Source organism: Synechococcus sp. R55.8, assembly GCF_047461895.1.
In the GTDB taxonomy this organism is placed as follows: Bacteria; Cyanobacteriota; Cyanobacteriia; order Thermostichales; family Thermostichaceae; genus Thermostichus.
Map to the genome: position 1 here is coordinate 1 of NZ_JANSIB010000013.1, position 22967 is coordinate 22967.

26 protein-coding genes and 1 riboswitch are annotated in these 22967 nt (G+C 58.2%); of the genes, 9 read left to right on the forward strand and 17 right to left on the reverse strand.

Annotation, left to right across the window (positions count from 1 at the left end):
- Positions 1-181: 181 nt before the first annotated feature.
- Together NW829_RS02450 and argC are read right to left on the reverse strand one after the other, a co-directional pair.
- Entirely contained in the window at positions 182-1624 is a 1443-nt protein-coding gene (locus NW829_RS02450) for a hypothetical protein (protein WP_414350448.1), read from the reverse strand.
- A gap of 38 nt (positions 1625-1662) precedes the next feature.
- Complete coding sequence (gene argC / locus NW829_RS02455; RefSeq protein ID WP_011431956.1) at positions 1663-2769, reverse strand: N-acetyl-gamma-glutamyl-phosphate reductase; 1107 nt, start codon at positions 2767-2769, stop codon at positions 1663-1665.
- Between the two features lie 228 nt (positions 2770-2997).
- Between argC and NW829_RS02460 the strand changes: the two genes are divergently transcribed.
- Positions 2998-3282 (forward strand): hypothetical protein, encoded by a 285-nt coding sequence (locus tag NW829_RS02460; RefSeq protein WP_011431955.1) that lies wholly within the window; start codon positions 2998-3000, stop codon positions 3280-3282.
- Between the two features lie 136 nt (positions 3283-3418).
- Here NW829_RS02460 and NW829_RS02465 read toward each other — a convergent pair whose 3' ends face one another.
- Positions 3419-4147, reverse strand: coding sequence for a 2-phosphosulfolactate phosphatase family protein (locus NW829_RS02465; protein WP_414374436.1), 729 nt, complete (start codon positions 4145-4147; stop codon positions 3419-3421).
- 16 nt (positions 4148-4163) lie between these two features.
- Entirely contained in the window at positions 4164-4937 is a 774-nt protein-coding gene (locus NW829_RS02470; protein ID WP_414330211.1) for an ABC transporter permease, read from the reverse strand.
- A gap of 62 nt (positions 4938-4999) precedes the next feature.
- On the opposite strand from NW829_RS02470, the gene purS reads away from it, so the two are divergent.
- A complete protein-coding gene (purS, locus tag NW829_RS02475; protein WP_414330213.1) occupies positions 5000-5257 on the forward strand; it encodes a phosphoribosylformylglycinamidine synthase subunit PurS in 258 nt (85 codons plus the stop codon).
- 115 nt (positions 5258-5372) lie between these two features.
- Positions 5373-6050: a phosphoribosylformylglycinamidine synthase subunit PurQ gene (purQ, locus tag NW829_RS02480; RefSeq protein WP_414416359.1), complete on the forward strand. Its 678-nt coding sequence runs from the start codon at positions 5373-5375 to the stop codon at positions 6048-6050.
- Positions 6051-6080: 30 nt separating this feature from the next.
- Here purQ and NW829_RS02485 read toward each other — a convergent pair whose 3' ends face one another.
- From NW829_RS02485 to psbB, 3 genes are all read right to left on the reverse strand, one after another.
- Entirely contained in the window at positions 6081-6491 is a 411-nt protein-coding gene (locus NW829_RS02485) for a response regulator (protein ID WP_414416360.1), read from the reverse strand.
- Positions 6492-6890: 399 nt separating this feature from the next.
- On the reverse strand, positions 6891-6989 hold the full coding sequence (locus NW829_RS02490; protein WP_011431949.1) for a photosystem II reaction center protein T: 99 nt from the start codon (positions 6987-6989) through the stop codon (positions 6891-6893).
- Between the two features lie 106 nt (positions 6990-7095).
- The gene (gene psbB, locus NW829_RS02495; RefSeq protein ID WP_011431948.1) at positions 7096-8628 is read right to left on the reverse strand and encodes a photosystem II chlorophyll-binding protein CP47; all 1533 of its coding nucleotides are present in this window, start codon (positions 8626-8628) and stop codon (positions 7096-7098) included.
- 362 nt (positions 8629-8990) lie between these two features.
- Between psbB and NW829_RS02500 the strand changes: the two genes are divergently transcribed.
- Together NW829_RS02500 and psbM are read left to right on the forward strand one after the other, a co-directional pair.
- Complete coding sequence (locus NW829_RS02500) at positions 8991-9287, forward strand: 2Fe-2S iron-sulfur cluster-binding protein (RefSeq protein ID WP_011431947.1); 297 nt, start codon at positions 8991-8993, stop codon at positions 9285-9287.
- Positions 9288-9373: 86 nt separating this feature from the next.
- Positions 9374-9481: a photosystem II reaction center protein PsbM gene (gene psbM / locus NW829_RS02505; protein WP_071818137.1), complete on the forward strand. Its 108-nt coding sequence runs from the start codon at positions 9374-9376 to the stop codon at positions 9479-9481.
- A 126-nt stretch (positions 9482-9607) separates the two neighbouring features.
- On the opposite strand, the gene NW829_RS02510 is transcribed toward psbM, so the two are convergent.
- The 7 genes from NW829_RS02510 to NW829_RS02540 form a co-directional block, all read right to left on the reverse strand.
- Entirely contained in the window at positions 9608-9994 is a 387-nt protein-coding gene (locus NW829_RS02510) for a VOC family protein (protein WP_414330014.1), read from the reverse strand.
- Between the two features lie 210 nt (positions 9995-10204).
- A complete protein-coding gene (gene thiC, locus NW829_RS02515) occupies positions 10205-11572 on the reverse strand; it encodes a phosphomethylpyrimidine synthase ThiC (RefSeq protein ID WP_414412965.1) in 1368 nt (455 codons plus the stop codon).
- A 5-nt stretch (positions 11573-11577) separates the two neighbouring features.
- A riboswitch (TPP riboswitch) is annotated at positions 11578-11678 on the reverse strand.
- A 112-nt stretch (positions 11679-11790) separates the two neighbouring features.
- A complete protein-coding gene (locus tag NW829_RS02520; protein WP_414412966.1) occupies positions 11791-12540 on the reverse strand; it encodes a DUF1995 family protein in 750 nt (249 codons plus the stop codon).
- Between the two features lie 28 nt (positions 12541-12568).
- Positions 12569-13033 (reverse strand): GUN4 domain-containing protein, encoded by a 465-nt coding sequence (locus tag NW829_RS02525; RefSeq protein WP_414412967.1) that lies wholly within the window; start codon positions 13031-13033, stop codon positions 12569-12571.
- A 51-nt stretch (positions 13034-13084) separates the two neighbouring features.
- Positions 13085-13612 (reverse strand): hypothetical protein, encoded by a 528-nt coding sequence (locus NW829_RS02530; RefSeq protein WP_011431942.1) that lies wholly within the window; start codon positions 13610-13612, stop codon positions 13085-13087.
- A gap of 357 nt (positions 13613-13969) precedes the next feature.
- A complete protein-coding gene (locus NW829_RS02535) occupies positions 13970-15922 on the reverse strand; it encodes a bifunctional metallophosphatase/5'-nucleotidase (protein WP_414416365.1) in 1953 nt (650 codons plus the stop codon).
- Between the two features lie 212 nt (positions 15923-16134).
- Positions 16135-16488 carry an MGMT family protein gene (locus tag NW829_RS02540; RefSeq protein ID WP_414329999.1) on the reverse strand — a complete coding sequence of 118 codons (354 nt, stop codon included), beginning with the start codon at positions 16486-16488 and terminating at the stop codon, positions 16135-16137.
- Positions 16489-16549: 61 nt separating this feature from the next.
- On the opposite strand from NW829_RS02540, the gene NW829_RS02545 reads away from it, so the two are divergent.
- The 3 genes from NW829_RS02545 to ndk all read left to right on the forward strand — a co-directional run bounded on the left by NW829_RS02545 (position 16550) and on the right by ndk (position 18320).
- Positions 16550-17062: a hypothetical protein gene (locus NW829_RS02545; RefSeq protein ID WP_011431939.1), complete on the forward strand. Its 513-nt coding sequence runs from the start codon at positions 16550-16552 to the stop codon at positions 17060-17062.
- 49 nt (positions 17063-17111) lie between these two features.
- A complete protein-coding gene (locus NW829_RS02550) occupies positions 17112-17783 on the forward strand; it encodes a HupE/UreJ family protein (protein ID WP_011431938.1) in 672 nt (223 codons plus the stop codon).
- An 87-nt stretch (positions 17784-17870) separates the two neighbouring features.
- Positions 17871-18320 (forward strand): nucleoside-diphosphate kinase, encoded by a 450-nt coding sequence (gene ndk, locus NW829_RS02555; RefSeq protein ID WP_011431937.1) that lies wholly within the window; start codon positions 17871-17873, stop codon positions 18318-18320.
- A gap of 63 nt (positions 18321-18383) precedes the next feature.
- On the opposite strand, the gene NW829_RS02560 is transcribed toward ndk, so the two are convergent.
- Together NW829_RS02560 and NW829_RS02565 are read right to left on the reverse strand one after the other, a co-directional pair.
- Complete coding sequence (locus NW829_RS02560; protein WP_414412969.1) at positions 18384-19478, reverse strand: macro domain-containing protein; 1095 nt, start codon at positions 19476-19478, stop codon at positions 18384-18386.
- Positions 19479-19490: 12 nt separating this feature from the next.
- On the reverse strand, positions 19491-20126 hold the full coding sequence (locus NW829_RS02565; protein WP_414416366.1) for a DUF4433 domain-containing protein: 636 nt from the start codon (positions 20124-20126) through the stop codon (positions 19491-19493).
- 63 nt (positions 20127-20189) lie between these two features.
- Here NW829_RS02565 and NW829_RS02570 point away from each other — a divergent pair, with 63 nt between their 5' ends.
- Positions 20190-21500, forward strand: coding sequence for an RNA-guided endonuclease InsQ/TnpB family protein (locus NW829_RS02570; protein ID WP_414416361.1), 1311 nt, complete (start codon positions 20190-20192; stop codon positions 21498-21500).
- A gap of 89 nt (positions 21501-21589) precedes the next feature.
- On the opposite strand, the gene NW829_RS02575 is transcribed toward NW829_RS02570, so the two are convergent.
- A complete protein-coding gene (locus tag NW829_RS02575) occupies positions 21590-22963 on the reverse strand; it encodes a nitrate/sulfonate/bicarbonate ABC transporter ATP-binding protein (protein ID WP_414413538.1) in 1374 nt (457 codons plus the stop codon).
- Positions 22964-22967 lie beyond the last annotated feature (4 nt).

The following is a 22967-nucleotide window of genomic DNA, read 5'->3' on the forward strand; positions in this document are numbered from 1 at the left end:
GAGTGGATGGAGTTTTCCTAGCCGCCTGGATGGCTAACTTGGGAATAGGCTGGAGACCAGTCCGCCGGCCACCCTCTACAACCCGTGCAGATTTGTCTTTGGCGTAGAAAAGATTCCACCTAGCCTGCCAGCCTCACTTTGTGGATGCTGTAGGAAATTTTCTTCCCTATGCATCATCTACTCAATCTTCCAAGGGATCCAACTTGGGATCCAGACTCTTGGCCGTTAGACGCAGAGCCTCCGCCTGATCCATCACCCGTGGAGCTTGCACTGCCGTTTCAAGGCCCTGGCGATAGCTCTCCCACAGGGGCATTTCTGGGTAGGTCTGCTGCAACTCGCTGATCTGATCCAGAAGGGCCTCCAGCCAGCCGGCCGTGCTCCAGGTGAGCAAAAACTGGAAGGGGTTCCAGAGGTTGAGCTGCCGCCCCAATTCATTTAGGCTCTCGTTGCGAATGGGCGGATCGAAGATGTCCGCCACCGTCATCAACTGGCGGGCCAGCAGGGGTCTGAGGAGTTTCTCGGCAGCTTCCACCACAGCAGGGATGGCAGCCTGGATCTGGTTGGGTCTGGGAATGTTCCGCGCCTGGGGCAAGGCTTGCAGCACCAACTCCAGTCGCCGCTCTGCCTCTGCCGATTCCAAAGCCGATTCCAGGGTGGTGCCCACACTGAGAAACACTTCTCCCGTCAGTAGCCGCACTGCATCGATGACCAGGTGATACAAGGGGGGGATCACGAGCTTAATCCACTCACTCTGGAAAAACTCCCGCAGCCGCCGTGCCGCATAGTCCCCCACTTGGGTGGTCTGGATCCCCACTTGAGTGAGATTGAGATACCAGTCGGGAGGAGATCCCTTGGGATCCAGCCAACGGCGCAGCGTTTGCCATTCTTCTTCTGTGAGGGCAGTTCGTCCCTGTTTTAAGCCAGTTCGCCGCAGCTTGCCCTCGGCATTCAAGAGCTTGCGCAGCTCCGGTGTGCCCAGCAAGGACAAGGCACCTGCCGAACCCACACTGCCGATCTCGATGGCGATCAAGGCGGCCAACAAGGCGGCTGAGGCCTTTACTTGAATCTGGCCGCTTTTGTCCATCACCAAAGGCAGGCGGCTGTTGCCATAGGCACGGGCACTCATCGCCTCCAGAGCAGAGCGTTGGTCAGAGGTCAGCGTCCGAGCCCAAGAAGGGATCCCGTGGCTTTCCGCCTCTGGATAGGCCGCTTCCTGCAAGCCGTGATACAGCAAGCTGGCCACCCAGGCGCGATCCGCAGCCTGCCGCAAAGAGCCAATGACCACTTCCCATTGGCAGGGGTTAAGCAGGGGCAAGAGCGCTTGCAGCTCTCGGTGGATGGGCTCTGGGGATCCCGCCGTTCTCGACTGTTCCAGAGCGCTTTGCAGCCGATCCCGCGCCTCTCGGCACAGCCCGCCCCACTCCAGTTGCAGGCGAGCCAGGGTCTGTTGCACCGTCTCTTCGGAGCGACGGGGTAGATCCTGCCAGCCCGCTTCCAGCTGCCGCCACAGCTCCTCCCAGTTCAGGCCCTCAGCAGCGCCATTGACGGCATCTGAGGCAACCTTTGAGCTGGGCGAGGCGTTTTGGGGCTCGGAATGGAAAGGGGGATTCAGGGGTTCAGACATGGACAGAATCCGCTTCAAGGGGATCACGGGCATTATAGCTAGGGGTAAAACGCCAGCCGAGGCAAACCCAACGTTTCCGGCCATCCCATCATCAGGTTGAGACACTGCACTGCCTGCCCGGCTTGCCCTTTCATCAGGTTATCGATCACCGACAGGACGATAACGCGGTTGGTGCGGCTGTCCACCTCCACCCCGATCATGCAGGTGTTGGTGCCGGAGACCCATTTGGTTTGCGGGTAGACCCCCCGCGGCAGCACCTTCACCCAGGGAGATTGGCGATAGAAAGCGTTGTAAATGGTGAGCAAATCTTCCCCCACAAAGCCGGGATCCCGCAGGGTGGCATACAACGTGACGTGGATCCCCCGCACCATGGGCACCAGATGGGGCGTAAATTGCACGGTGATGGGGGTGTGGGTCAGGTCGGTGCAGGCTTGCTCGATCTCGGGCGTATGGCGGTGCTGGGCCACTCCATAGGCTGCCAGAGAGCCGTCCACTTCGGCAAACAGGGATCCCACCTTGGGGGTACGACCTGCCCCCGAAACGCCGGATTTGGCATCGAAAATGAGGCTGTCCAGCTCCACCAACCCCTGCCGCAGCAGAGGGGCAACCGCCAACAACGAGGCAGTGGGATAGCAGCCGGGACAGCCTACCAGTTGGGCTTGGGCAATCGCCTCGCGGTAAAGTTCCGGCAACCCATAGACCGCCTGCTCATTGGCCTGGCGATAGGCAGGGCTGGGCCAGTTGGGATCCGTCTGACCCATGCGGTACCAAGATTGGTAGGTGGCCAGGTTGCGAAAGCGGTAATCTGCCGACAAATCCAAGACTTTGCACCCTTTGGCCAGCAAAGGCGGAGCCAGCTCAGCAGCCAGCCCATTGGGGAGAGACAAAAACACCACATCGCTGTTGGCGGCAATGCGATCCACCTCTACCGGCTGAACGGTCAGATCCACGGCCTGGGCCAACTGGGGATAGAGATCCCCGTAGCGCTTGCCGGCGCTGTCTTGCCCAGCCAGGTAGGTGATCTGCACGCCGGGATGCTCGCTCAGCAGCCGCACCAACTGCACCCCTCCGTAGCCGGAAGCGCCGACAATGCCAATGCGGACAGGCTCTGTGGGGTGGGGTGGGCGGGGCGCCATGTTGGCCATGGGGGGTTGCCTGTGCAAGAGGGTTACATGAGGGTCTGCCCTAAGTTCTATCGCATTTTCTTACCCCATTTGACGCTGCATCTTGTCCATTCGCGTTTTCATTCGCGTTAGCGTTGCGTGGCCATCCAGGGGGATTTGTTATGCTGGGTTCACCTGAGCCGCTCGGGCCTTGGCAGCGGCTTCCGTAATATCTGTCTATGTTCTGTGTAGCTTTCTAATCTGCGGTCTATGCACTATGAGCGATTGATCAACATGGTCTTGCGGGCCTATGGCCAAAGCAGCCGCCACGGTCTGGATCAAGAAACGCTGACCCTCTACTCAGAAGGCCCCTACACCCTCTACAAGCTCACTTCCCATTTCGATCGCCGCTCCATTTTTGTGTTGGCCCAGAATCAGCGGGATATGTTTGTTTCTGGCGATGCGTTTAACAACAAGCTGATCCCAGGGGAATGGCAGGCGTGGCTGCACCAGAAAGCGCTGGGCATCGCTCCCGACACGGCACAAGCAGGTTAGCCGAAGACCATATCTGGCGTGGAAGGATCCCCAAGCCTACGCCCGGCCTGTTGAGATCCAGCCCATGCTGACAATGGCCGCCTACTTCCAGCTCAGAGGGTGGTGGGATCCACAGGTCGCTCCACCTGTCCAGAATCTACCTGCCGTTGGCCAAAACCCCTGGCTGAACCTGTCGGGGCACCACTGAGAGACGATCCAGCTGGGCACAATAGGCCAGATCCTTATCGTTTTCCGGCCCCAGACCCAACAACCGTTGCCCGTGGCTAGAGCGCCTCAACAAACCCAGCAGATCGTCCTGCCAAGTTTGGTAGAGGGCCAAGGCCGCCAAGGTCTCGTCGTTGCCCAACTGGTTCAAAGAGCAGCCCAGGCGATGCAAGATGGCTCCGGCACAGGCAGTATCTTCCAGCGAAAAGGCCCCTTCCCACCCGGATCCCACCAGCCACACCTCGGCAAAGGAGCCCCGTCTGAGAAAATCCACCACGGCTCCCAAGTTCACCAGGGCTGCTGTAATCACCACTGGGATCCCTTCCAGGCGCTGTAGGCTGCGCGTGCCGTTGGTGGTACTCAGGAAGATGCGCTTGTCCCGCACGCGGTCGGGAGTGTAGTCGAGGGGGGAGTTGCCCAGATCAAACCCCGCCACCGCTTTGCCCCCCCGTTCCCCGGCCAAAAGCCGCTGGGAAGCCGGCCAGTTTTGGCTTGCCTCTTGGAGCTGCTGCAGGTGGGCAAACACCTGTACCGCTTCTGCTCCTGCTGCCAGCGCTGTGGCAATGGTGGTGGTGGCCCGCAGCACATCAATGGCCACCGCACACTCCGGGATCCCAGATGAAGGCACCTGTTCGGGCGTATAGAAGTGGAAAAAACGCATGGGGGAAGAGGTAACGTCAGAACTCACGCCGGGCGAACACCAACACTGCCAGAATCAGCAGCAAAAGGGTGTAAACCAAGCCGTACAGTGCATCTCCGAGAAGTTCTGCTGGGGGCGGAACTTGGCCGTAAACCGCAGCATCTCTCAAATTGAGGCGCTCCAAATCCGGCAGGATCAAATAAATCACCTCAAACAGTTTGCCAAATCCGGCATCTTTCACCAGCTTGCTCAGTTGCAGCAGGGCGCGGCTGGCATGGCCCATCAGGAACAGGGCAATGGTGTAGAGGGTGGCCAGAATCGAGGAAGTGAAAACCCCGAACAGCAGGGCTGCGGCAACAATCAGCACCAGCTCTAAGAAAGTGAAGACTGTTGCCCAGAGAATGGCCAAAAGGGGGATCGGGGCCTGCACCAGCAGCAAGCTCAGCAGAAACACAACCGTCATCAGCAGCACCAGCACCGACAGCAGCGCCGATAGGCCCAGATGCTTGCCGACAATGAACTCTGCCCGGCTCATGGGTTTGGCGATCAGCACATACACCGTGCGTTTTTCAATCTCCTTATTCACCAGCCCTGTGCCCACGAAAATGGCCACGATCAGGCCGAAGAAGTGAATGGCCGCCAACCCCAGGTCGGCAATGATTTTGTTGTGGGCCTGGTTGGCCACCTGCGGGATCAAAACAGTGGCTCCCAGCATGGCCACCGCAAATACCATCACCAGGTAGAGAATCCGATCCCGAATCGTTTCCCGGAAAACGTTGTGGGCAATGGCCACCACGCGCGACGCATCCATGACTGAACCCAAAGCTGTGATGATCCGACTGATACACTGGTAACAGATCCAGCCTTTATTCTATGCAGTTCCAGGCCCATATTCAGATTCACCTACGCCCCTCTGTTCTCGATCCCGCCGGGGCTGCGGTTCAGTCCAGCTTGCATCAGCTGGGGCATACCCAGGTACAGCAGGTGCGCATTGGCAAGCATATCCAACTGCAGCTAGAGGCCCCCGACGCCGAGACCGCCCACCGCCAGGTGGATGAGCTGTGCCATCAACTGCTGGCCAACCCGGTGATTGAGACTTATCAAATCCAAGTGGCTGCCATCGGTGGTTAATTTGATGGGTTCACGCGATTTGGGGTTGATCTGATGGCCATTCCAAAAATACCCCCAACCCCTCTTCCATCCCTCTAATCTGACCATCTTCTTTCCTCTCACTTAAGGGATCCCAATGGCTGGCGTGAGGTTTGGCGTTGTTGTTTTTCCGGGTTCCAACTGCGACCGAGATGTAGCCTGGGTAACCCGCGGCCTCTTGGGCTGCCCAACGCGGCTGATCTGGCACCGAGAGACGGATTTGTCGGGGCTGGATGTGGTGGTGCTGCCGGGGGGCTTCAGCTATGGGGATTATTTGCGGTGCGGGGCTATTGCTCGCTTTGCCCCGGTGATGGGATCCCTGAAGGAGCACGCGGCGCGAGGGGGCTATGTGCTGGGCATCTGCAATGGCTTTCAGATCTTAACAGAGGCGGGCCTGCTGCCGGGGGCGCTGGTGCGCAATGCCAACCTGCACTTTATCTGCGACCGAGTGGGGATCCGTGTAGAACGGCAGGATCTCCCCTGGACAAGCGCGTATCCCCAGGGATCCACCCTAGCCCTGCCCATCGCCCATGGGGAAGGCCGCTATACCTGCGACCCGGATACCCTCAAGCAATTGCAGGATCAAGGGCAGGTCGTCCTTCGCTATGCTCCGGTTGCGCCCAACGGCTCTGTGGATAATATTGCCGGCATTTGCGATCCCAGCGGTCGGATTCTGGGTTTAATGCCCCACCCTGAGCGGGCAGCAGATCCCGATTTGCCAGGGCAAGATGGGATCCCCTTTTGGCAGTCGATTTTGCACAGCTTCGCCGCCTAATTCTTCTTCTCCATTCTTCTCCGGGACAGCTCACTCCTGCCTCGGCCCTTGAGACAACACCTGGCGAACTTGATTCACCATCTCCTCGTGATCCACCACTGGCTTGGCGATATAACCATCCGCCCCGCTCTGGGCCAAGAATGCCTCGCGGTCGCCCCGCATCGCATGGGCCGTCACCAAAATAATGGGGATGGAGCGGCTTTTTGGATCCGCCTTCAACAGTTGGGCAATGCGGATCCCGTCCACCGCCTCGCCGCGAAAGGTGCTCTGGGACAGGGAAACATCCAGCAAAATGACATCTACCTCACGGGCCTGGGCCAGCTGCAGGATCTGCTCCACATCCTGGCTGTGAAAGACCTCAAACCCACCCCGCCGTCGCAACACCTTTTCAAAAACACGGGCGTTGATTGGATCATCTTCCACCAGCAGCACTGTTGCCATCGTTAACCCAGTCTTGAATCTGAACCCAGGCTAAGCTGTCCCGGCGATCTCAAAAGCCATCCTAAGGCATCCTTAGCGAGTTCAATTTGAGCAGTAGGACAAGCGTTCTCCTACAGAGTACTGAAGAGTACCGAAAAGGGTCTCAGTAGCTCTGAGAACTCCCCCCTCCTCTCCCAAAAGGAAGGATCCTCAGGTTGCCGCTACTTGACTATTTATTTTGGAATCTTATTTTGGAATCACTCCATTCCGAGTTGCCGCTACCCAACCGCAAATAGGAAAGCCGGAGAGAGCTCCGGCCCCATCCAGAACTAAGCCTAAACCACAAATCTCAAAAGAGACTGACCTTCCCTCTGCCTTGCTTGAGCCCGGCACAGCAGGAACGGCAGCCACTACCCTGGGTTACTTCTTGGTAATTCTCGGAGTTTCCCGAAAGGCGACCGCGAAAAACAGAAGGCCCAACGTCAAAAACAGGATAAAGGTGTAGGTGATGGCTTCCATACAAAACCTCCATTTCTAAGGGGGCTTGATTCCAGATTAACTCGGAGCCGCCAGCACCCCATCTCCAAAGTGAAGCAGAGTGCCGACGGCATCGCCGAAAAGGGCTCTAGGCTTCCTGCACCTTGCGGGTAGTGGGATCCCCTACTTTCTGGAAGACGCCGAACTCCACCATTTCCTCGCTCATATTGGGGTCAATACCGGCGAACACATCGCGGAAGAGAGTGCGAGCGCCGTGCCAGATGTGGCCAAAGAAGAACAGCAGGGCAAAGACCGCGTGAGCAAAGGTAAACCAACCGCGGGGGCTGGTGTGGAAGGTGCCGTCCGCCTTGGGGGTTTCTCGGTCGAACTCAAACAACTGACCCAACTGGGCCTGGCGGGCATATTTCTTGACGGTTGCCGGGTCGGTAAACACCTGACCGTCCAGCTTGCCGCCGTAAAACTCCACCGTCACGCCCACCTGCTCAAAGCTATAGCGAGACTCTGCCCGACGGAAGGGAATGTCTGCCCGCACCACGCCATCGGCATCCCGCAGGATAACCGGGAAGGTCTCGAAGAAGTTGGGCATCCGCTGCACCGTCAGCTCCCGCCCTTCGCGGTCACGGAACACCGGGTAGCCCAGCCACTCGATGGCAATGCCATCCCCTTTGTTCATGGGGCCAGCTCGGAACAGACCCCCCTTGGCCGGGCTGTTGCCCACGTAGTCGTAGAAGAGCAAAGATTTGGGCAGGGAGTTGTAGGCCTCGCTGCGGGTCATCCCGGCTTCCATAGCCGCATTTACCCGGCGGTTAATCTCCTGGTTGAAATAGCCAGAATCCCATTGGTATCGGGTGGGACCAAACAGCTCCACAGGGGTAGTGGCGCTGCCGTACCACATGGTTCCGGCCACCACAAAACCGGCAAAAAACACCGCCGCAATCGAGCTGGAAAGCACCGTCTCGATGTTCCCCATTCGCAGAGCGCGATAGAGGCGCTGGGGTGGGCGTACCGTGATGTGAAATAGACCTGCAATGATGCCCACGATGCCTGCAGCAATGTGGTGGGCCACCACCCCTCCGGCGTTGTAGGGGTTAAAACCGGCTGGCCCCCATTCCGGTGCTACCGGCTGGACGTGTCCCGTCGTCGCATAGGGATCGCTCACCCACATCCCCGGGCCAAACACCCCCGTCAGGTGAAAGGCGCCAAACCCAAAGCAGAGGATCCCGGCCAACAGCAGGTGGATCCCAAATATTTTCGGCAGATCCAAAGCCGGCTCGCCGGTGCGGGGATCCCGGAACAGCTCCAGATCCCAGTACACCCAGTGCCAGCAGGCAGCCAAGAAGAGCAAGCCGGACAAAACGATATGGGCAGTGGCTACCCCTTCAAACGTCCAGAAGCCCGCATTGGCAACGCTCTCGCCGTAGATATTCCAACCGCCCCAGGAGTTGACCACCCCCAGGCGAACCATAAATGGCATGACAAACATGCCCTGACGCCACATCGGATTCAGGACAGGATCCGACGGATCGAAAATGGCCGTTTCATAGAGCGCCATCGACCCGGCCCAACCTGCTACCAGAGCGGTATGCATCAGGTGAACCGCGATTAGGCGACCTGGGTCATTCAGTACAACCGTATGGACCCGATACCACGGTAGTCCCATAAAGCTCGGTCCTCCACGTTCTCCAACACTTACGCGATATCCAGTCAAACAATTAAGCCGACATCTTACCTAGGATCCTGACCCGAGCAGTTTCTTCAGAGTCGGGGGGTACCGCACCCGCTTGAACCCCTGAGCGCACCCAAGAGGATATCGCTCTCAGAATTTCCATCACGGGCATCAAACAGTATAACGAAACGCTACCGACCTGAGTGGCTTCAGGCAGGATGCCGTCTCACTTTAGGTATCATCTTCCCAGATCTCTCGCCGGAGATTAAAAATATGACTTAAAATGTTACAGTACTTAGCAACTGTGAGCGCTCTCCTGGCTCAGGCTGAAAGGTGTCGTGGTTTCTGGCAGGGGTATGGCAACGATTCGCTTCGTCAACGAGAACCGAGAGATCTTCGTCGCTGAAGGCGCTAACTTGCGCTTGAAGGCTCTGGAAAACCAGATCGATCTCTACAAAATGATGGCCAAGCTGCTCAACTGCGGCGGCAACGGCCAATGTGGCACCTGTGTGGTGGAGATTGTCGAGGGATCCGAGAACCTCTCCCCTCGCACCGAGGCGGAAAACCGCAAGCTCAAGCGCAAGCCCGACAGCTACCGCCTTGCTTGCCAGACCAAGGTGTTGGGGGATGTTTCCGTCAAAACCAAGCCCTAGCCTTGGCCCGCCCGTTTTCCCTTTGGGCAAGTCGTACTCAAGAGTGGTATGCTGACTGCCAGTTGGGCTTGTGGCATTTGTGAGTTATGGAGACGAACTACCTGGGCATCTTGGCCACTCTCTTAGTCGTTCTGGTGCCCGCCATCTTCCTGGTGATTTTGTACGTGCAAACCTCCAGCAGATCTGGTGACTGAGTGGGCAGCTCCCACTGGCTCAAGTCGGGTAAATGCTGGTCAAAAAGGGGATCCCCTGTGTACAAGAGGATCCCTTTGCGTTGGACAAACTGAGAGTACTTGGGGGAGCGCCCTCAAGGTGCTAAGTCAAGCTGTGGCTTGGGCTGCCTTGGCTTGGTCGAAGGTTCCCGCAGGTTCATACAAAAACTCAAACAGGTTGCCGTCGGGATCCTTGCCATAGAAAGAGGCCGTGCCATCCCGGTGGCTGTGGATTTCCCCCACCAGGATCCCTTGGGATTTCAGGCGCTGGTGCTCTTGCCGAAGCTCCTCCAGGTTGTCGAAGACAAAGCCAAAGTGAGGCCCTGCCGCGCGGTAGCCCGGCCCCAATAGCGCCAGCCCATCCTCTCCTGCCTTCATGTAGGCCCAGTCGGGATCCTGCCAGACGTTAACCATGCCCAGCTTTTGGTAGAACTCCACCGCCTTGGGGATGTCTTCTACCCGGATGGCGACATGCCCGAGTTGTCTAAGTGCCATGTCATCCTCTGTGCTCAATTGAGCCAACTGCAATGGTTCTTCTACAGATCAGCTTGACACACTCCCCGCCGCAAAGGGCAGGGATCCCTGCGGTAGGACAGAACTTTAGACCCAACTTTTTGACAGCTTGAGGCTGGGATCCCAACCCAGTCCATAGGCGAGACAGACGATGGCCTTTTTCAAGCCTTCAGGGCAGGGATGGGCCAAGGCTTACCCTGTTGGCTGCGCGGCCAAGAACTGCTCCAGCTCACTCAAAGCCTCTGCATCCATTTTGGTTTGCATGGGGCAAAACTTTGGCCCACACATGGAGCAGAACTCTGCCGTTTTGTAGATATCTGCCGGCAAGGTTTCGTCGTGATATTCTCTGGCGCGTTCTGGATCCAAAGACAGTTCAAATTGTCGGTTCCAGTCGAAGTTATAGCGAGCTCTGGACATCTCATCATCGCGATCCCTGGCCCCAGGCCGGTGACGGGCAATGTCGGCAGCATGGGCGGCAATTTTGTAGGCAATTAAGCCGTTGCGCACGTCCTCAGCATTGGGCAAACCCAAGTGTTCCTTGGGGGTGACGTAGCAGAGCATTGCCGCACCATACCAGCCAGCCAAGGCCGCCCCAATGGCGGAGCTGATGTGGTCATAGCCTGCCGCAATATCGGTTACCAAAGGCCCCAAAACGTAGAAGGGAGCTTCGTCGCACTCCTCCATTTGCTTGCGCACGTTAAATTCAATTTGATCCATCGGCACGTGCCCCGGCCCTTCTACCATCACCTGCACATCGTGCTCCCAGGCCATGCGGGTCAGCTGGCCCAGGGTTTTCAACTCCGCCAGTTGCGCCTCATCAGAGGCATCGTGCAAACATCCCGGTCGCAAAGAATCTCCCAGACTAAAAGAAACATCGTATTTCTTGAAAATCTCGATAATGTCGCGGAAGTGGGTATAAAGCGGGTTTTGTTTGTGGTGGGCCAACATCCAACGGGCCAGGATCCCACCCCCACGAGAAACAATTCCCGTCAGGCGATGGCGCACCAACGGCAGATATTCGATCAGGATCCCGGCATGGATGGTCATGTAGTCCACCCCTTGCTGGGCCTGCTTTTCGATAATATGCAAGATATCTTCTGCCGAGAGTTTTTCGACATTGCCATGCACGCTTTCTAGGGCCTGGTAGATGGGCACCGTGCCAATGGGCACTGGAGAAGCTTGGATAATGGCTGTGCGAATTTCATCCAAATCGCCCCCGCCGGTGGACAGATCCATAACGGTATCGGCGCCGTATTTGATGGCCAATTTCAGCTTTTCCAGCTCTTCGGCCAAGCCGGAAGAAGTAGGGGAAGCGCCAATGTTGGCATTGACTTTGCACCGGGAAGCGATCCCAATGCACATCGGCTCGAGGTTGGTGTGATTGATGTTGGCAGGGATGATCATGCGACCCCGGGCCACTTCCGAGCGGATCAGTTCCGGCGGCAGGTTTTCCCGCCGGGCCACGTACTCCATCTCTTCGGTAATCACGCCCTGACGGGCAAAGTGCATCTGCGTTACATTTGCTTGCCCACGGCGACGGGCAACCCATTCGCTGCGCATGTTGTCAACTCCAGTGCTCGCTTTCCTACGCTGGTATGAACCAGATCAGGTTCTGAGGATGTAATCTCAGCCTGGGGGGGATCCCCAGACACTCCTAGCGTGGTGTGATCATATCACCGAAATAGAGATGAGGCGGGGAGCTTTATAGTCTTTATTAAAAGAGTTTGAGATAGTACTAACCCTCACCCCTGGCCTCTCTCCCCATGAGATCCTGACCCTCACAGGGATCCCAGCCAGCGCCGCCAGCTCCACCAGGGATCCTTTCCCTTGCTGGCCCTGAACAGTTCGGCCACTTCCTCGCCGGTGGGCTGGGCAATAAAAGTCTTCAAGACGCTGTAGAGGCCGGGCTCTTCCTGCTGCCACACGCTCCAGGGATCCGGATAGGCCCGAAACAGGGCCCCCTCCACCAGGGAGCGCAGGTAGTAGCTGGTCTCAAAGGTGCTCAGGAACCGCTGACGCAGTCGGCGACCGGCCAGACCCACCCCCACGGTGGCGGCATCCTGCAATTGGGGGTTGAGGAGAACGACGGGTTTGGGATCCCGTCCTTTGGAAGCCAGCCCAGAGGGATCCCCGCCACTGACCGCTTGGCAAACCCGCTCCACCTGATCCAAGCTGTAAACCGCGGGCATCACCAACAGGATGCTCTGTTCTGGGGTAGGTTGAGTCCGGGAAGTCAAGCTCTGTAATTCAATCCCTTCTGGCAGGGATCCCCATTCCCGCTGGGCCAGGGCTGCTCCGCCGGCATCGCTGAATAGCACCAAAGCAGGCGGTTGCAGCAGCTCCAAAAACGGACGGGCCAAGACTTCCGGTTTAATCTCAGGAGCCAGGATCTCAATGAGCAGGCGGCGATATCCTGCTTGCATAGCCAGCCGTGTGGCCTGGATGGCCTGCTCACAGGCCTGGGCCAGGTCGATGGGCAAGTTGGGAAATTGGGTTAGTTGCAGTTGCTCGGCCACAGTCCAGTCCAATTATGATTCAGCCAGTAACCAGGGATGCTCAGCCAGACACTTCTTCCCAAGCCTTGTGGGTGAGCAACTCCTCCAGCACCCGCACGCCCCGCAGTTGATTGGAGAGGGGTAGGTGGCCTTTGGGGGCAGACAGATCCCAGGTAAACTCGTCGGGGTAGCGAGTCCAGTGGTAGCCCTGTTTCCAGCCGATGAGGGGCCAAAGGCGCTCCCAGTTGCGATTCACCCCCAGCCACAGTTGCCGCTGCACCGAGTAGCCAAAGCGATCCCCGGAGGCCGCCCGCCACAGGCGATCGATCGTGCGCAGATCCTCGACCGGGATCCGGCTCACCTCGGAAAAATACAGCCAGCCCCGCCGCGCCGCCCCCTCTCCTGCCGCCCGACATAGCAGTTGTAGGCTCAGCCGATCCGCCTCCAGCCAGGCTCCCGCCGATAACAGCTCCTGCAGAGGACGATAGTCGATATTCAGGGCTGAAGTCAGAGGGACGGTCACCATTGCCAAGTTGCAAAAGGTCTCCCTTGATTTTAGTCCCTGCTGTCCGTCCCCTCAGGTTTCAGGCGGGTACTTGGGCGGATCCCCGAAGATGATGCGATAGCCGATGTACGCCACCCCCAACAGCCCTGCCAGGATCCACAAGAAAGCCGAAAAGGGCATGTAGGAAAAAAAGACAAGATAAACCCGGCGACTGAGCCAAGAAAAAATAAGATAGACTGCCGCCAAAATGCCGATCCCTTGCAAGGTGCGAAAAGCCGGCACCCGCGAGAGAGGCATGCGCTGCCGCGCCACCCAGATGGAGCTAAGAAAAGTCCAGGGAGGCACCAGCAGCAAGAACATATCCGCCTGCTTCACCACCGCCTGCCAGCCGGCGGTGTTGGTGGCATAGGCCAAGTAGCCCGCCCAGAGGACAAGAGTTACCGCTCCCAAGCCGATACTTAAGCTGAGCAAAAAAGGCTCCTCCCATTGGCCTGGGATCCAGTCGCAGAGAACCCAAACCACCCAAGGGGTGGCAAAGAGCAAAAGCGCAATGGCTAAGCCATTGGCGTTGAGCTGGGTAAAAAACGTCTCCAGAGTCATGAACAGCAAAAGGAGCGAACGTCACCCTTGATGGTAATGATTCCTCCTTGAGGAAGCAATTCAATCCGTATACAAATCCACCTATTGTGGGCAATGCCCGCAAGGTTCACGGCCCGCCTGGGCACCCCGGTAAACGTTGCCAAGTAACACCAGCAGGGATAGGAGTAGGAAAAAGAAAAGGGATCCTTGACACTGGCCAGGGATCCCTTCCTGTAGTCTTTCCTAAAAAGCTCAAGACATTTTCTATGGCGTTGCTGAGGGAATTAACCCAAGCCACTCTCCCCTTTTGCAAGAAGTGAGTCTGGCATCGGAATCCCTACTCCTCCGGATCCATCCGCCTCAGTCCATTAACCCAATCTACAGCCCTTGCAGCACCGTATCGGGGCGGGCCGACAGATTCTGGATGCGGGTATCCTGGGCAGGCGGGGTGTCTGCTTGGGTGAACACGCCGATCTGCCGCAAATACCGAGCCAAGGCATCTTGCTCGCTGCCGGGGGTATCGAAGGTGATGCCGGAACTGGGGGCCAAGTTCACCCGGTTGGGGTTGGACAGGCGAGGGAAGGGATAGTCATCCCCACCGTTGGCCAAGAAGTCCAGGGTCACCAGGCGGAAGGTGCGTCTGGGATCCCCTTGCACTTGGCCGTTGCGCACCACCACATCCCGACCTGTGGGCGTATCCACCCGCAAGGAGAGGACGCGGGATCCCGGTGGCCGCGAGGGATCAAAGCTAAAGGCAAAGCCGCCAATTTGGGGGAAGCGGCCCGGCGTAGCTCCCGGCTGGGTTTGCGCCACCCCGTGTTCCACTATCTGCTTCAGTTCCTCAGCGGTGACGGTCAACAGAGAGAGGCCGTTGTTAAAAGCAAGGGCCGTTTCGATGTCCAGCTGAGAGATTTGACCGGACTGCTTGCCGGCTTCAGGGTTAGCCACCGGTGGGATGCGCCGCACCGGCTCACCGCCGCCGCCGCCGGTGGTAGCCCCAATGGGAGCGCGAATGCCACCGCCATTTTTCAGGGAGATAACCGTAGAAGGATCGACCGTTCTGGCGTAGGCCAAGTTGGCATCGGCGGTGAGGTTGCCCAGGTTGGTTTCCTCGGTGCGCACCTCTGCCCGCAGGCCGTTGAGAAATTGAGTGGTGGAGCCAAAGGTGCGGCCATCCTTGGTGCGGATGATGTTGCCAATTTCGTTGGCTATCCGCACTACGTCGGGATTGGGGGTGCCCCTGACAGCTGCTACCCCTTGGTCGTCGGTGGCATAGGCACCGCTCACCGGGTCAATGCGGGCAATAACCCCGTTGGCGTCAAAGCTGACCACCAGGCGGCCCACGTAGCGATAGTTGGAGCCGGTGTTGACCACCGCCACCGGTTGACCACTGGCGGAGGAGCGCAAGATGGGGTAGTCACCCCTGCGGGTATCGGGCAAATCAGTGCGCAGGCGATCGGTGGGCTTGGCGATCACCTGGTGGGATCCGCCGGCAATGATGATGTCCACATTTCGCAATTGGCTGGCCAGGGCTACCTCGTTTTGCAACTGTTGCAGATGGGCTAGGAGGATAATTTTGTTGATGCCCTGAGCGGTGAGTTGATCGACGAAGCCCTGGATTAGAGCGGCACTCACCTGGTCAGTATCGTCCACCCTGCCTTCTACCCTCACCTCGGGGCCGGGGCTAGAGATGGCCGCCAAACGGGTGGTGGTGGCTCCCACCAGACCGATCCGCTGCCCTCCTACCGTGATCACCGCCGTCTTGGCGATCTTGCCGCGGATAGAGCTGGCCTCTTGACCATCAGCGGCAAAGTCAGAGCTAGCCAATTCGCCGGTACCGCTGAAGCTGAGGTTGGCGCTCAGATAGGGAAAACGAGCCCCAGCGTAGCCGCGGCCAGTGTCGGGCCGGATGAGGTCGCGAATTTGGCGCGTGCCTTGGTCGAACTCGTGGTTGCCGAAGGCAGCCGCCTCAAAGCCAATGGCGTTGATGATCTCGATATCGGCTTTGCCAGGGGTGAGGTTGTAACGGCCTTGCAGAGACCGATCCGTGCTGGCATTGTAGAAGGGGCTGGGGATATAGTTGTCCCCACTGGAGAGCACCACCGTATTTGGGAATTGGGGGCGCAGAGCGTTCACCACCGCCGAGAAGCGCGGCGCATCTTGTACGGCAGCGATCGAGGCTTCCAAGTCGCTGGCATGTAGGATTTGCAGGGTAAAAGCGGGCGGCTGAGTCGAGAGAGCCACATTGGGATCCGAGGCGATAAACCCAGCCCCTCCGCCGGTTGGGGGAACCGAGCTGCTGCTACCGCAGGCGCTGGCCAGGCTCAGCACCAAACACCACAACCCGACCCACAGGGACCTGGCCAGAGGGTTCAGCCAATCCGGGAGCCATCTCTTGGCAGGGGCAGACCCTCGAGCACGGCAAGCTGGTTTCATGACAATTCCTTCACTCCATCCACAAGAGAGGACGCATCCGCGTTCACGTTACCAAGGCTGGGATTGGGGTTTCGCTATGACCTGTTTAAGGTTAGGTCAAGCCTAGGTTAAACTTCCCCTGGATCCCAGCCAAATTGTTGCAAGTCCACCTGGCCCTCGGCGTCGAAGTGGATCCCTTCGGCTTGCAGCAGCGCTTTCTGCAGGTCGTCGTAGCCCAGGCGAAAAGGGGAGTAGGAAATGCAGCCCTGGGCGTTGATCACCCGGTGCCAAGGGATGTCGGTGTTTTGGCCTTGCAGGCGAAACAAAGCATAGCCCACCTGGCGAGCATAGCCGGGGTAACCGGCAACCCGCGCCACCTGCCCATAGGTGGCCACTCGGCCCGGCGGGATCCGCCGCACCACTTCGTAAAAGCGCTGGTAGAGGCTAGTAGATGGAGCGCTAGTGGAGCCAGACTGGGTCACAGGGATCCTCGCTCAAACTTGGCAGACAATAAGATGTGGAACGGATTGGATCCCCGGGTCCATGAGCTATTTAATCGCGGTACTGCCGGATCGCATAGCCGCTGAGGCGGCCTACAGCGCCCTGGAACAAGCCGGCTTTTCCCTGGAGCGATTGCATCTGCTGGGGCGGGGCTACAAGAGTGCCGACGAGTTTGGGCTGATTGACCCGGCCCAAGCGGCCCGCCGTCAGATGCGGCGCCTGGCCATTTGGTTGGTGCCCTTTGGCTTTTTGGCCGGGGTGGGGTTCAGCGTTTTGAGTGGTTTGGATACCTTTGCCTGGGCGGGACCTATAGGCAACCACCTGATCGGCGGCCTATTGGGCGCGATGGGCGGGGCCATGGGCAGCTTTTTCGTCGGCGGCGGAGTGGGCTTGTCTGGTGGCTCCGGCGATGCTTTGGCTTACCGCAACCGCCTCGCTGCGGGCAAGTACGTGCTCATTGTGGAAGAAGAGAACGAAACCCGCCTCCGCGAAGCCACGCGGATTTTGCGCCAGTTTGAGCCGGAAAATCTGCAAGGGTACAGAGAGCGCCCCTAGACTGGGAGATCTGGGCAGCTATTGAGAGAACTCAGGGAGGTCCAAAAGCATGTCTTGGCTGTGGCAGCAAGTCCCATCGCCGCTTGGGCGGTGGCGGAAGGAAGGGATCCCCAGCTTTGCCGCTGCTGGGGGTGCACTGGCAGTTACGGGGTTTTTTTCGCCGGCTTTTGCCCACCACGCCCTGGGAGGGAAACTGCCTGCAACGGCCTGGGAGGGATTTCTCTCCGGGCTGGCTCACCCTGTCATTGGCTTGGATCACCTGGCCTTCGTCGTGGCCATCGGTCTTGTGGCGGCGGGGCAGCCCTGGCGCTACGGGATCCCGCTGGGCTTTGTGCTAGCGGGTCTGGTGGGCACTGGGATCCACCTGGCCGGCTGGGATCCCCTGGGACTGACGGAGCTGGCCATTGCCTCTTCCGTGGTTCTCTTCGGCTTGCTGCTGGTGCAACCGCGGCAGATCCCAAGTTGGCTCTTGCTAATAGGGGGATCCCTGGCGGGGCTATTCCATGGCTATGCCTACGCCGAAACCATTATCGGCGCCCAACCCATGCCTTGGGTGGGATATCTACTGGGGTTGAGCACCGTCCAGTATGGGGTAGCTCTCCTGGCCCTTTGGGCAGCAGAACGCTGGGGGTTGCGGATCCCTGGCTTAACCCGCTGGGCCGGCTGGGCGATTACAGTGGTGGGGGCTGCCTTCCTGACCTTGGCAGTGGTGGGCGCGTAAAAAGCGCTAATTTTGCTCCCTTGCGCTCGGGATCCCCGATCCGGTACAAGGATAGCGGTGAAGATCTGTAAAACGAGGGGAGATCCCATGGAGCGCACCTTTATTGCCATCAAGCCAGACGGCGTGCAGCGGGGGCTGGTGGGCACCATCATCCAGCGCCTGGAGAGCCGGGGCTACCAATTGGTGGGCCTGAAGCTGGTGCAAGTGAGCCAAGAGCTGGCGGAAGCCCATTACGCCGAACACAAGGAGCGCCCCTTCTTCCACAGTTTGGTGAAGTTCATTACCTCGGGGCCGGTGGTGGCTATGGTCTGGCAGGGCAAAGGGGTGATTGCTGCCGCCCGTAAGCTCATCGGCAAGACCAACCCCCTGGAGGCAGAACCGGGCACCATTCGCGGCGATTTTGGCATCGACATTGGCCGCAACCTCATTCACGGCTCCGATGGAGTTGAAACCGCGCAGCGGGAGATCGCCCTTTGGTTCGATGAGTCGGAATTGGTGAGCTGGACACCGGTTGCCCAAAGCTGGATTTATGAGTAGGTACTTGCTGCAGGCAAGGGGTAGTCGTGTTCGCAGGTTCCAGACCGGAAGTAGTGCAGAGCGCTAGGGCCGTGTTTCGAACTGGCTTCGGCTGGCCGCAAGCGGCTCTGTTGGAAGTGCCTTGAACCACCCCTTCTCTGCCAAAACTCGAGCGGCAAGCAGGATCTGTTTGCTACTGAATTGTTGTTTTCTATCTCCCCAGGCGTAGAAGCTTTCCACCAACTCTGCCGTCGTAGAAGGGTGCCCACGAGTCACGATCCAGTGGACAGTAGCCAGCAATTCTAGACCATAGGGCGACTCAAAGCCCTCCACGAGGTCGCTGACACGCTCAAAGCGTTCTCTCGTCTCTGGCTGTCCAGCGAGATATCTATGGGCTTCCTCGACAGCACCGGGCACCAGTTCCAGCTTCTTGTCTGGTCGATCACCGCCCGAGCCGTACCCAGAGATGTAATATCCCTCGATTTCTTTGAGAACATGCCGCAAGTTCTCGGCGTAGGGTCCATGAACGCCCTTTGTAAATCGCAGGCGAAGCGGCTCCCCGGCTTCCTGCAGGAAGTACATCAGCTTGTGCAGCTCGAGCAGGGAAACGAAGGGAACCAGTAGGCCGTTGGTGTAACGTTCCATGAGGCCCACCAGCACCGCCCTTCCCGGAGTTAGGGTAGGAACCTGCCCACGGCGCATGCTCTTCGGTAAAGGCTGAGGCCCGGTGGGCTCAAAGACAAGGATGTGGACGTCGGGAAGTTCTGCTAGCGCCTGCTCGATGCGGGAGCGCACATCGGGCCAATGAAGACCCCCGAGGCCGCAGCCTAGGGGTGGCAAAGCGACTGAGCGCAGACCAAGATGCCTGATCTCCTCGGCAAGGGACTTCAGCCCAGCTTCTATATCCTCGATCCGCGACTTCCCCCGCCAGTGGCGTTTTGTGGGGAAATTGATGATGTAGCGCGGATTGGTCAGGTTTCCGGTCTCGAAAACGAACATTTTGCCCGGTTGGACTTCCCCCCGTCGGCAAGCTGCCGCGTAGGCCTTGAAGTTCTCAGGCCAGGCCTTCTTAAACTGCAGGGCAATGCCACGGCCCATGGCGCCAACGCAGTTAACGGAATTGACCAGCGCCTCCGCATCCGCTTCCAAGATATCTCCGATACAGTACTCAAGGGCCATGGCCTCCCTCCGCTAAAAATACCAATCGACATGGACTTCAACTGCAGGGTTATACTTACTCCCCGTCAATGCTCGGTTGACTCTGTCTTTTACGCTGGCCTGGCACACCCCGATCCTTTCAACGAGATCAAGGGGGAAATAGCGGTGGACGAGAAATTCTGCTTGTTTGCGCTCTTTGATATCTGGGTCGCGGAAATCCCTGGCAACGATGGCATTCCAGTCCAGCTCGCCAAGACAGTCGGGTTGTGAGCGGAACTCGGCGTAGCGTGCACCCGCGTTGGAGAGGGAGAAAGCCCACCGAACCCCATTGTGATCAGCCCAGGCGATGACCCGATACAGGTCTGCTTCGAGATGTACGATCGGAGTCTGCCCACCGCGATAGGTCAATTCGGGATGGTTCGCGCAATGGATAACGTAGAGCATGATCGAGCGGGGGCAAAAGTAAAAAGGAACATAGTCGCCGACTTTTGTGCCAGGGTGGCATGAAACTTCCAGCTCCTTAATCCGACGTTGCTTGATTTTGGACATGCCAATGGTTCGCGCTGGCCCCCCTTTTTGGAGTACTGCTGCGTCAGAGAGGAGCCCACCAGTGTTTACCGAAAAAACGCCGTAAAGCCCTGCCCTTGAGGGCAGGGATGTAAGGCGCAGACCGTTTTATCCCTTCAGGAACGCTGTTCGCGGTAGCGGTGCGTAGCACTTTAAAATAGCAATATGTTGGTCAGAGAAGCCAAGCTGCTCAACGGCACAGCAGAGCAGTACCAAGCTCTGGACGAAGCCATTCGCACTGCGCAGTTTGTGCAAAACAAGTGTCTACGGTACTGGATGGATAACCGGGGCGCGACCAAAGCGGTTCTGTATTCCCTCTGCAAGGACTTGGCCAAAGAGTTCCCCTTCGCCCGCCAGCTCAATTCTGCCGCCCGTCAAGCTAGTGCCGAAAGAGCTTGGTCTGCCCTCTCCAACTTCTACCGCCGTTGCAAGAACAAAGAGCCAAAGAAAGGCTATCCGCAGTTCAAGAAGAACTGTCGGTCGGTCGAGTACAAGCTGTCCGGCTGGAAGCTGTCTCCTGACGGCATGTCCATCACGTTCACCGACGGCTTCAACGCAGGAACATTTGCCCTGTACTGCAATGGTGAGGCAAGACACCATATCCTAAACTCCAAAATCAATCGGGTGCGGGTGATACGCAGGGCAGATGGGTACTATGCCCAGTTCTGCTTGGATGTGGAGCGCAAGGAGCAGGGAGAATACACAGGCAATGTTATTGGCATTGACTTGGGCTGGAAGGCTTTCTACACCGACCAGAACGGCAACTCTGTAGAGTGTCCAAAGTTTCTCAGACGCAGCGAAAGGAGGTTGAAGCAGCACCAGCGCAGATTAAGTCGGAAGTTCAGGAAAGGGGCAAAATCCCAATCCCAGAACTACCACAAGCAAAGAAAGCGACTAGGGAAAGTGCATCTGAAAGTGCAACGCCAGCGTAGAGACTGGGCAATCAAGCAGGCCCGGTGCGTGGTGGCGTCTCACGACGTCGTGGCGTATGAAGACTTGCAGGTGAAAAACCTAGTCAAGAATCGTCATCTGGCTAAATCCATCCATGATGCTAGTTGGTCCCTATTCACCCAGTGGTTAGACTACTACGGCAAGGTGTGGGATAAAGCGGTGGTAGCTGTACCACCGCAGTACACCACGCAGGACTGTAGTAACTGTGGGCATAGGGTAGTAAAGACCCTATCCACAAGAACTCATGTCTGTCCTAAGTGTGGGTTTGAGCTGGACAGGGACCAGAACGCAGCTCTGAACATCCTGAAGCGGCGGCTGCACATGCTTGGAGTGGAATGGAACGGTACCTTAGGGCATAAGGGAACCGCCCCGCGCGTAGCGCTTGGGGGAACGACTGGGGAGATAAGCACCGCTGCTTTTGAGGGGCAACCGGATGAAGTAAGTGCTGTCGCAGAACCAGTAACAAGAATCCCCTGCCTAAAAGCGGGGGGGTATGTCAAAATCCCTTGCAAGTTGTCTACATGAGTAATGTGGTAGATTTTGGGACTTCCTGGAATTGGCATAATACCTCTGCCTTACGATGCAACTTTGAGAAAGGCAGAGCAAGATGAGCCTCACTCGGAACGAGAGTCAAGACCAACAGGCTCTCGAGGAGTGGAGCTCTCGCTTGGCTCCGGCAGGTAGAGCCGTTCTTCCGAGGCGTCATACTCAAATAGCTCCGCATAGCGTCCCCAGTCAATGGCGGTGGCAAACTGCCGTTCGGCTTCAGCGTGGGGGAAATGTTCATCCCAGAGGTCCAAAAAGAAATCCGCCCGCATGGAGCGGCTGCCTTTTTCTTCCAGGGTCTGCAAGATGCTGCGGAACACGGGCACCCGTGCCAATAGCTGTTGTCGGAAGAGATCCTTGCTGCGCAGGATGGTGGTGTTGGCAAAGTCCTGGCCAATTTCGGTCAGTTGCACCACCCCGCTGGCCACCTCGGCAAAGCCCAACAGCACCGCCGCATCCAAAATCGGCAGCAGATCGTCCACGGCCAGTTGCAGCCGCTCGGCCAAATCGGCAATCTCCGCCCGCCCTTGCGGCCACTCCACGATCAACTCCAGCAGACCGCTGATCCCGCCTACCCGCGCATGGGGCAGAGGCAAGGCATAGGGGGAAGCCGCCTTATCACCGACCGGAGCAGGCAGGGCCACCTCTCCCGTAATAGCGATTTCGGGGTTGGTCATGATCTCGTAGATGTAGTCCACCAAGGACTTAAAGCGGGGATCCGTGCGCTCGTGGGGCCGCGGCAGGTCAATTCTCACCTCCCCCCGGATCCGCCCTGGGTTGGATCCCAGAATCACCACCCGATCTGCCAAAAACACCGCCTCTTCGATGTTGTGGGTAACGATGAGGATGCTTTGGGAAGGGAAGGCTTGGGCGTTCCACAGCTCATCAATTTCCCCCCGCAGGTTTTCGGCAGTCAGCACATCCAAGGCGCTGAAGGGCTCATCCATAAACAGCACCTTGGGCTCCAAGACAAAGGCGCGGGCAAAGCCCACCCGCTGTTTCATGCCCCCCGAAAGCTCTTTGGGGTAAGCGCTCTCAAACCCATCCAAGCCCACCAGGTCAATGGCCTTCAGGGCCCTTTGCCGGCGGATCTCGCGGGGGATCCCTCGGGCTTGCAGCCCCAGCTCCACATTTTCTTGCACCGTCAGCCAGGGTAGGAGAGCAAAGCTCTGAAACACCATCGCCACATCTGGGTTAGGCCCACGTAGAGGCTGGCCGTTGCTCAGCACCCGCCCTTGACTGGGGGGGATCAGGCCCGCCATGATGCGCAAAAGGGTGCTTTTGCCGCTGCCGCTACGGCCCAGCAGAGCCAAGACTTCCCCAGCCCGCACCTGCAGGTCAATCTGGCTTAAAACGGTAAACTCCCCCTTGCCCTCTGGCAAAGGAAAGCGCTTGTAGACTTTCTCGACCTCGATCAAAACGGGGGAAGCTGCAGAGCTCATATTG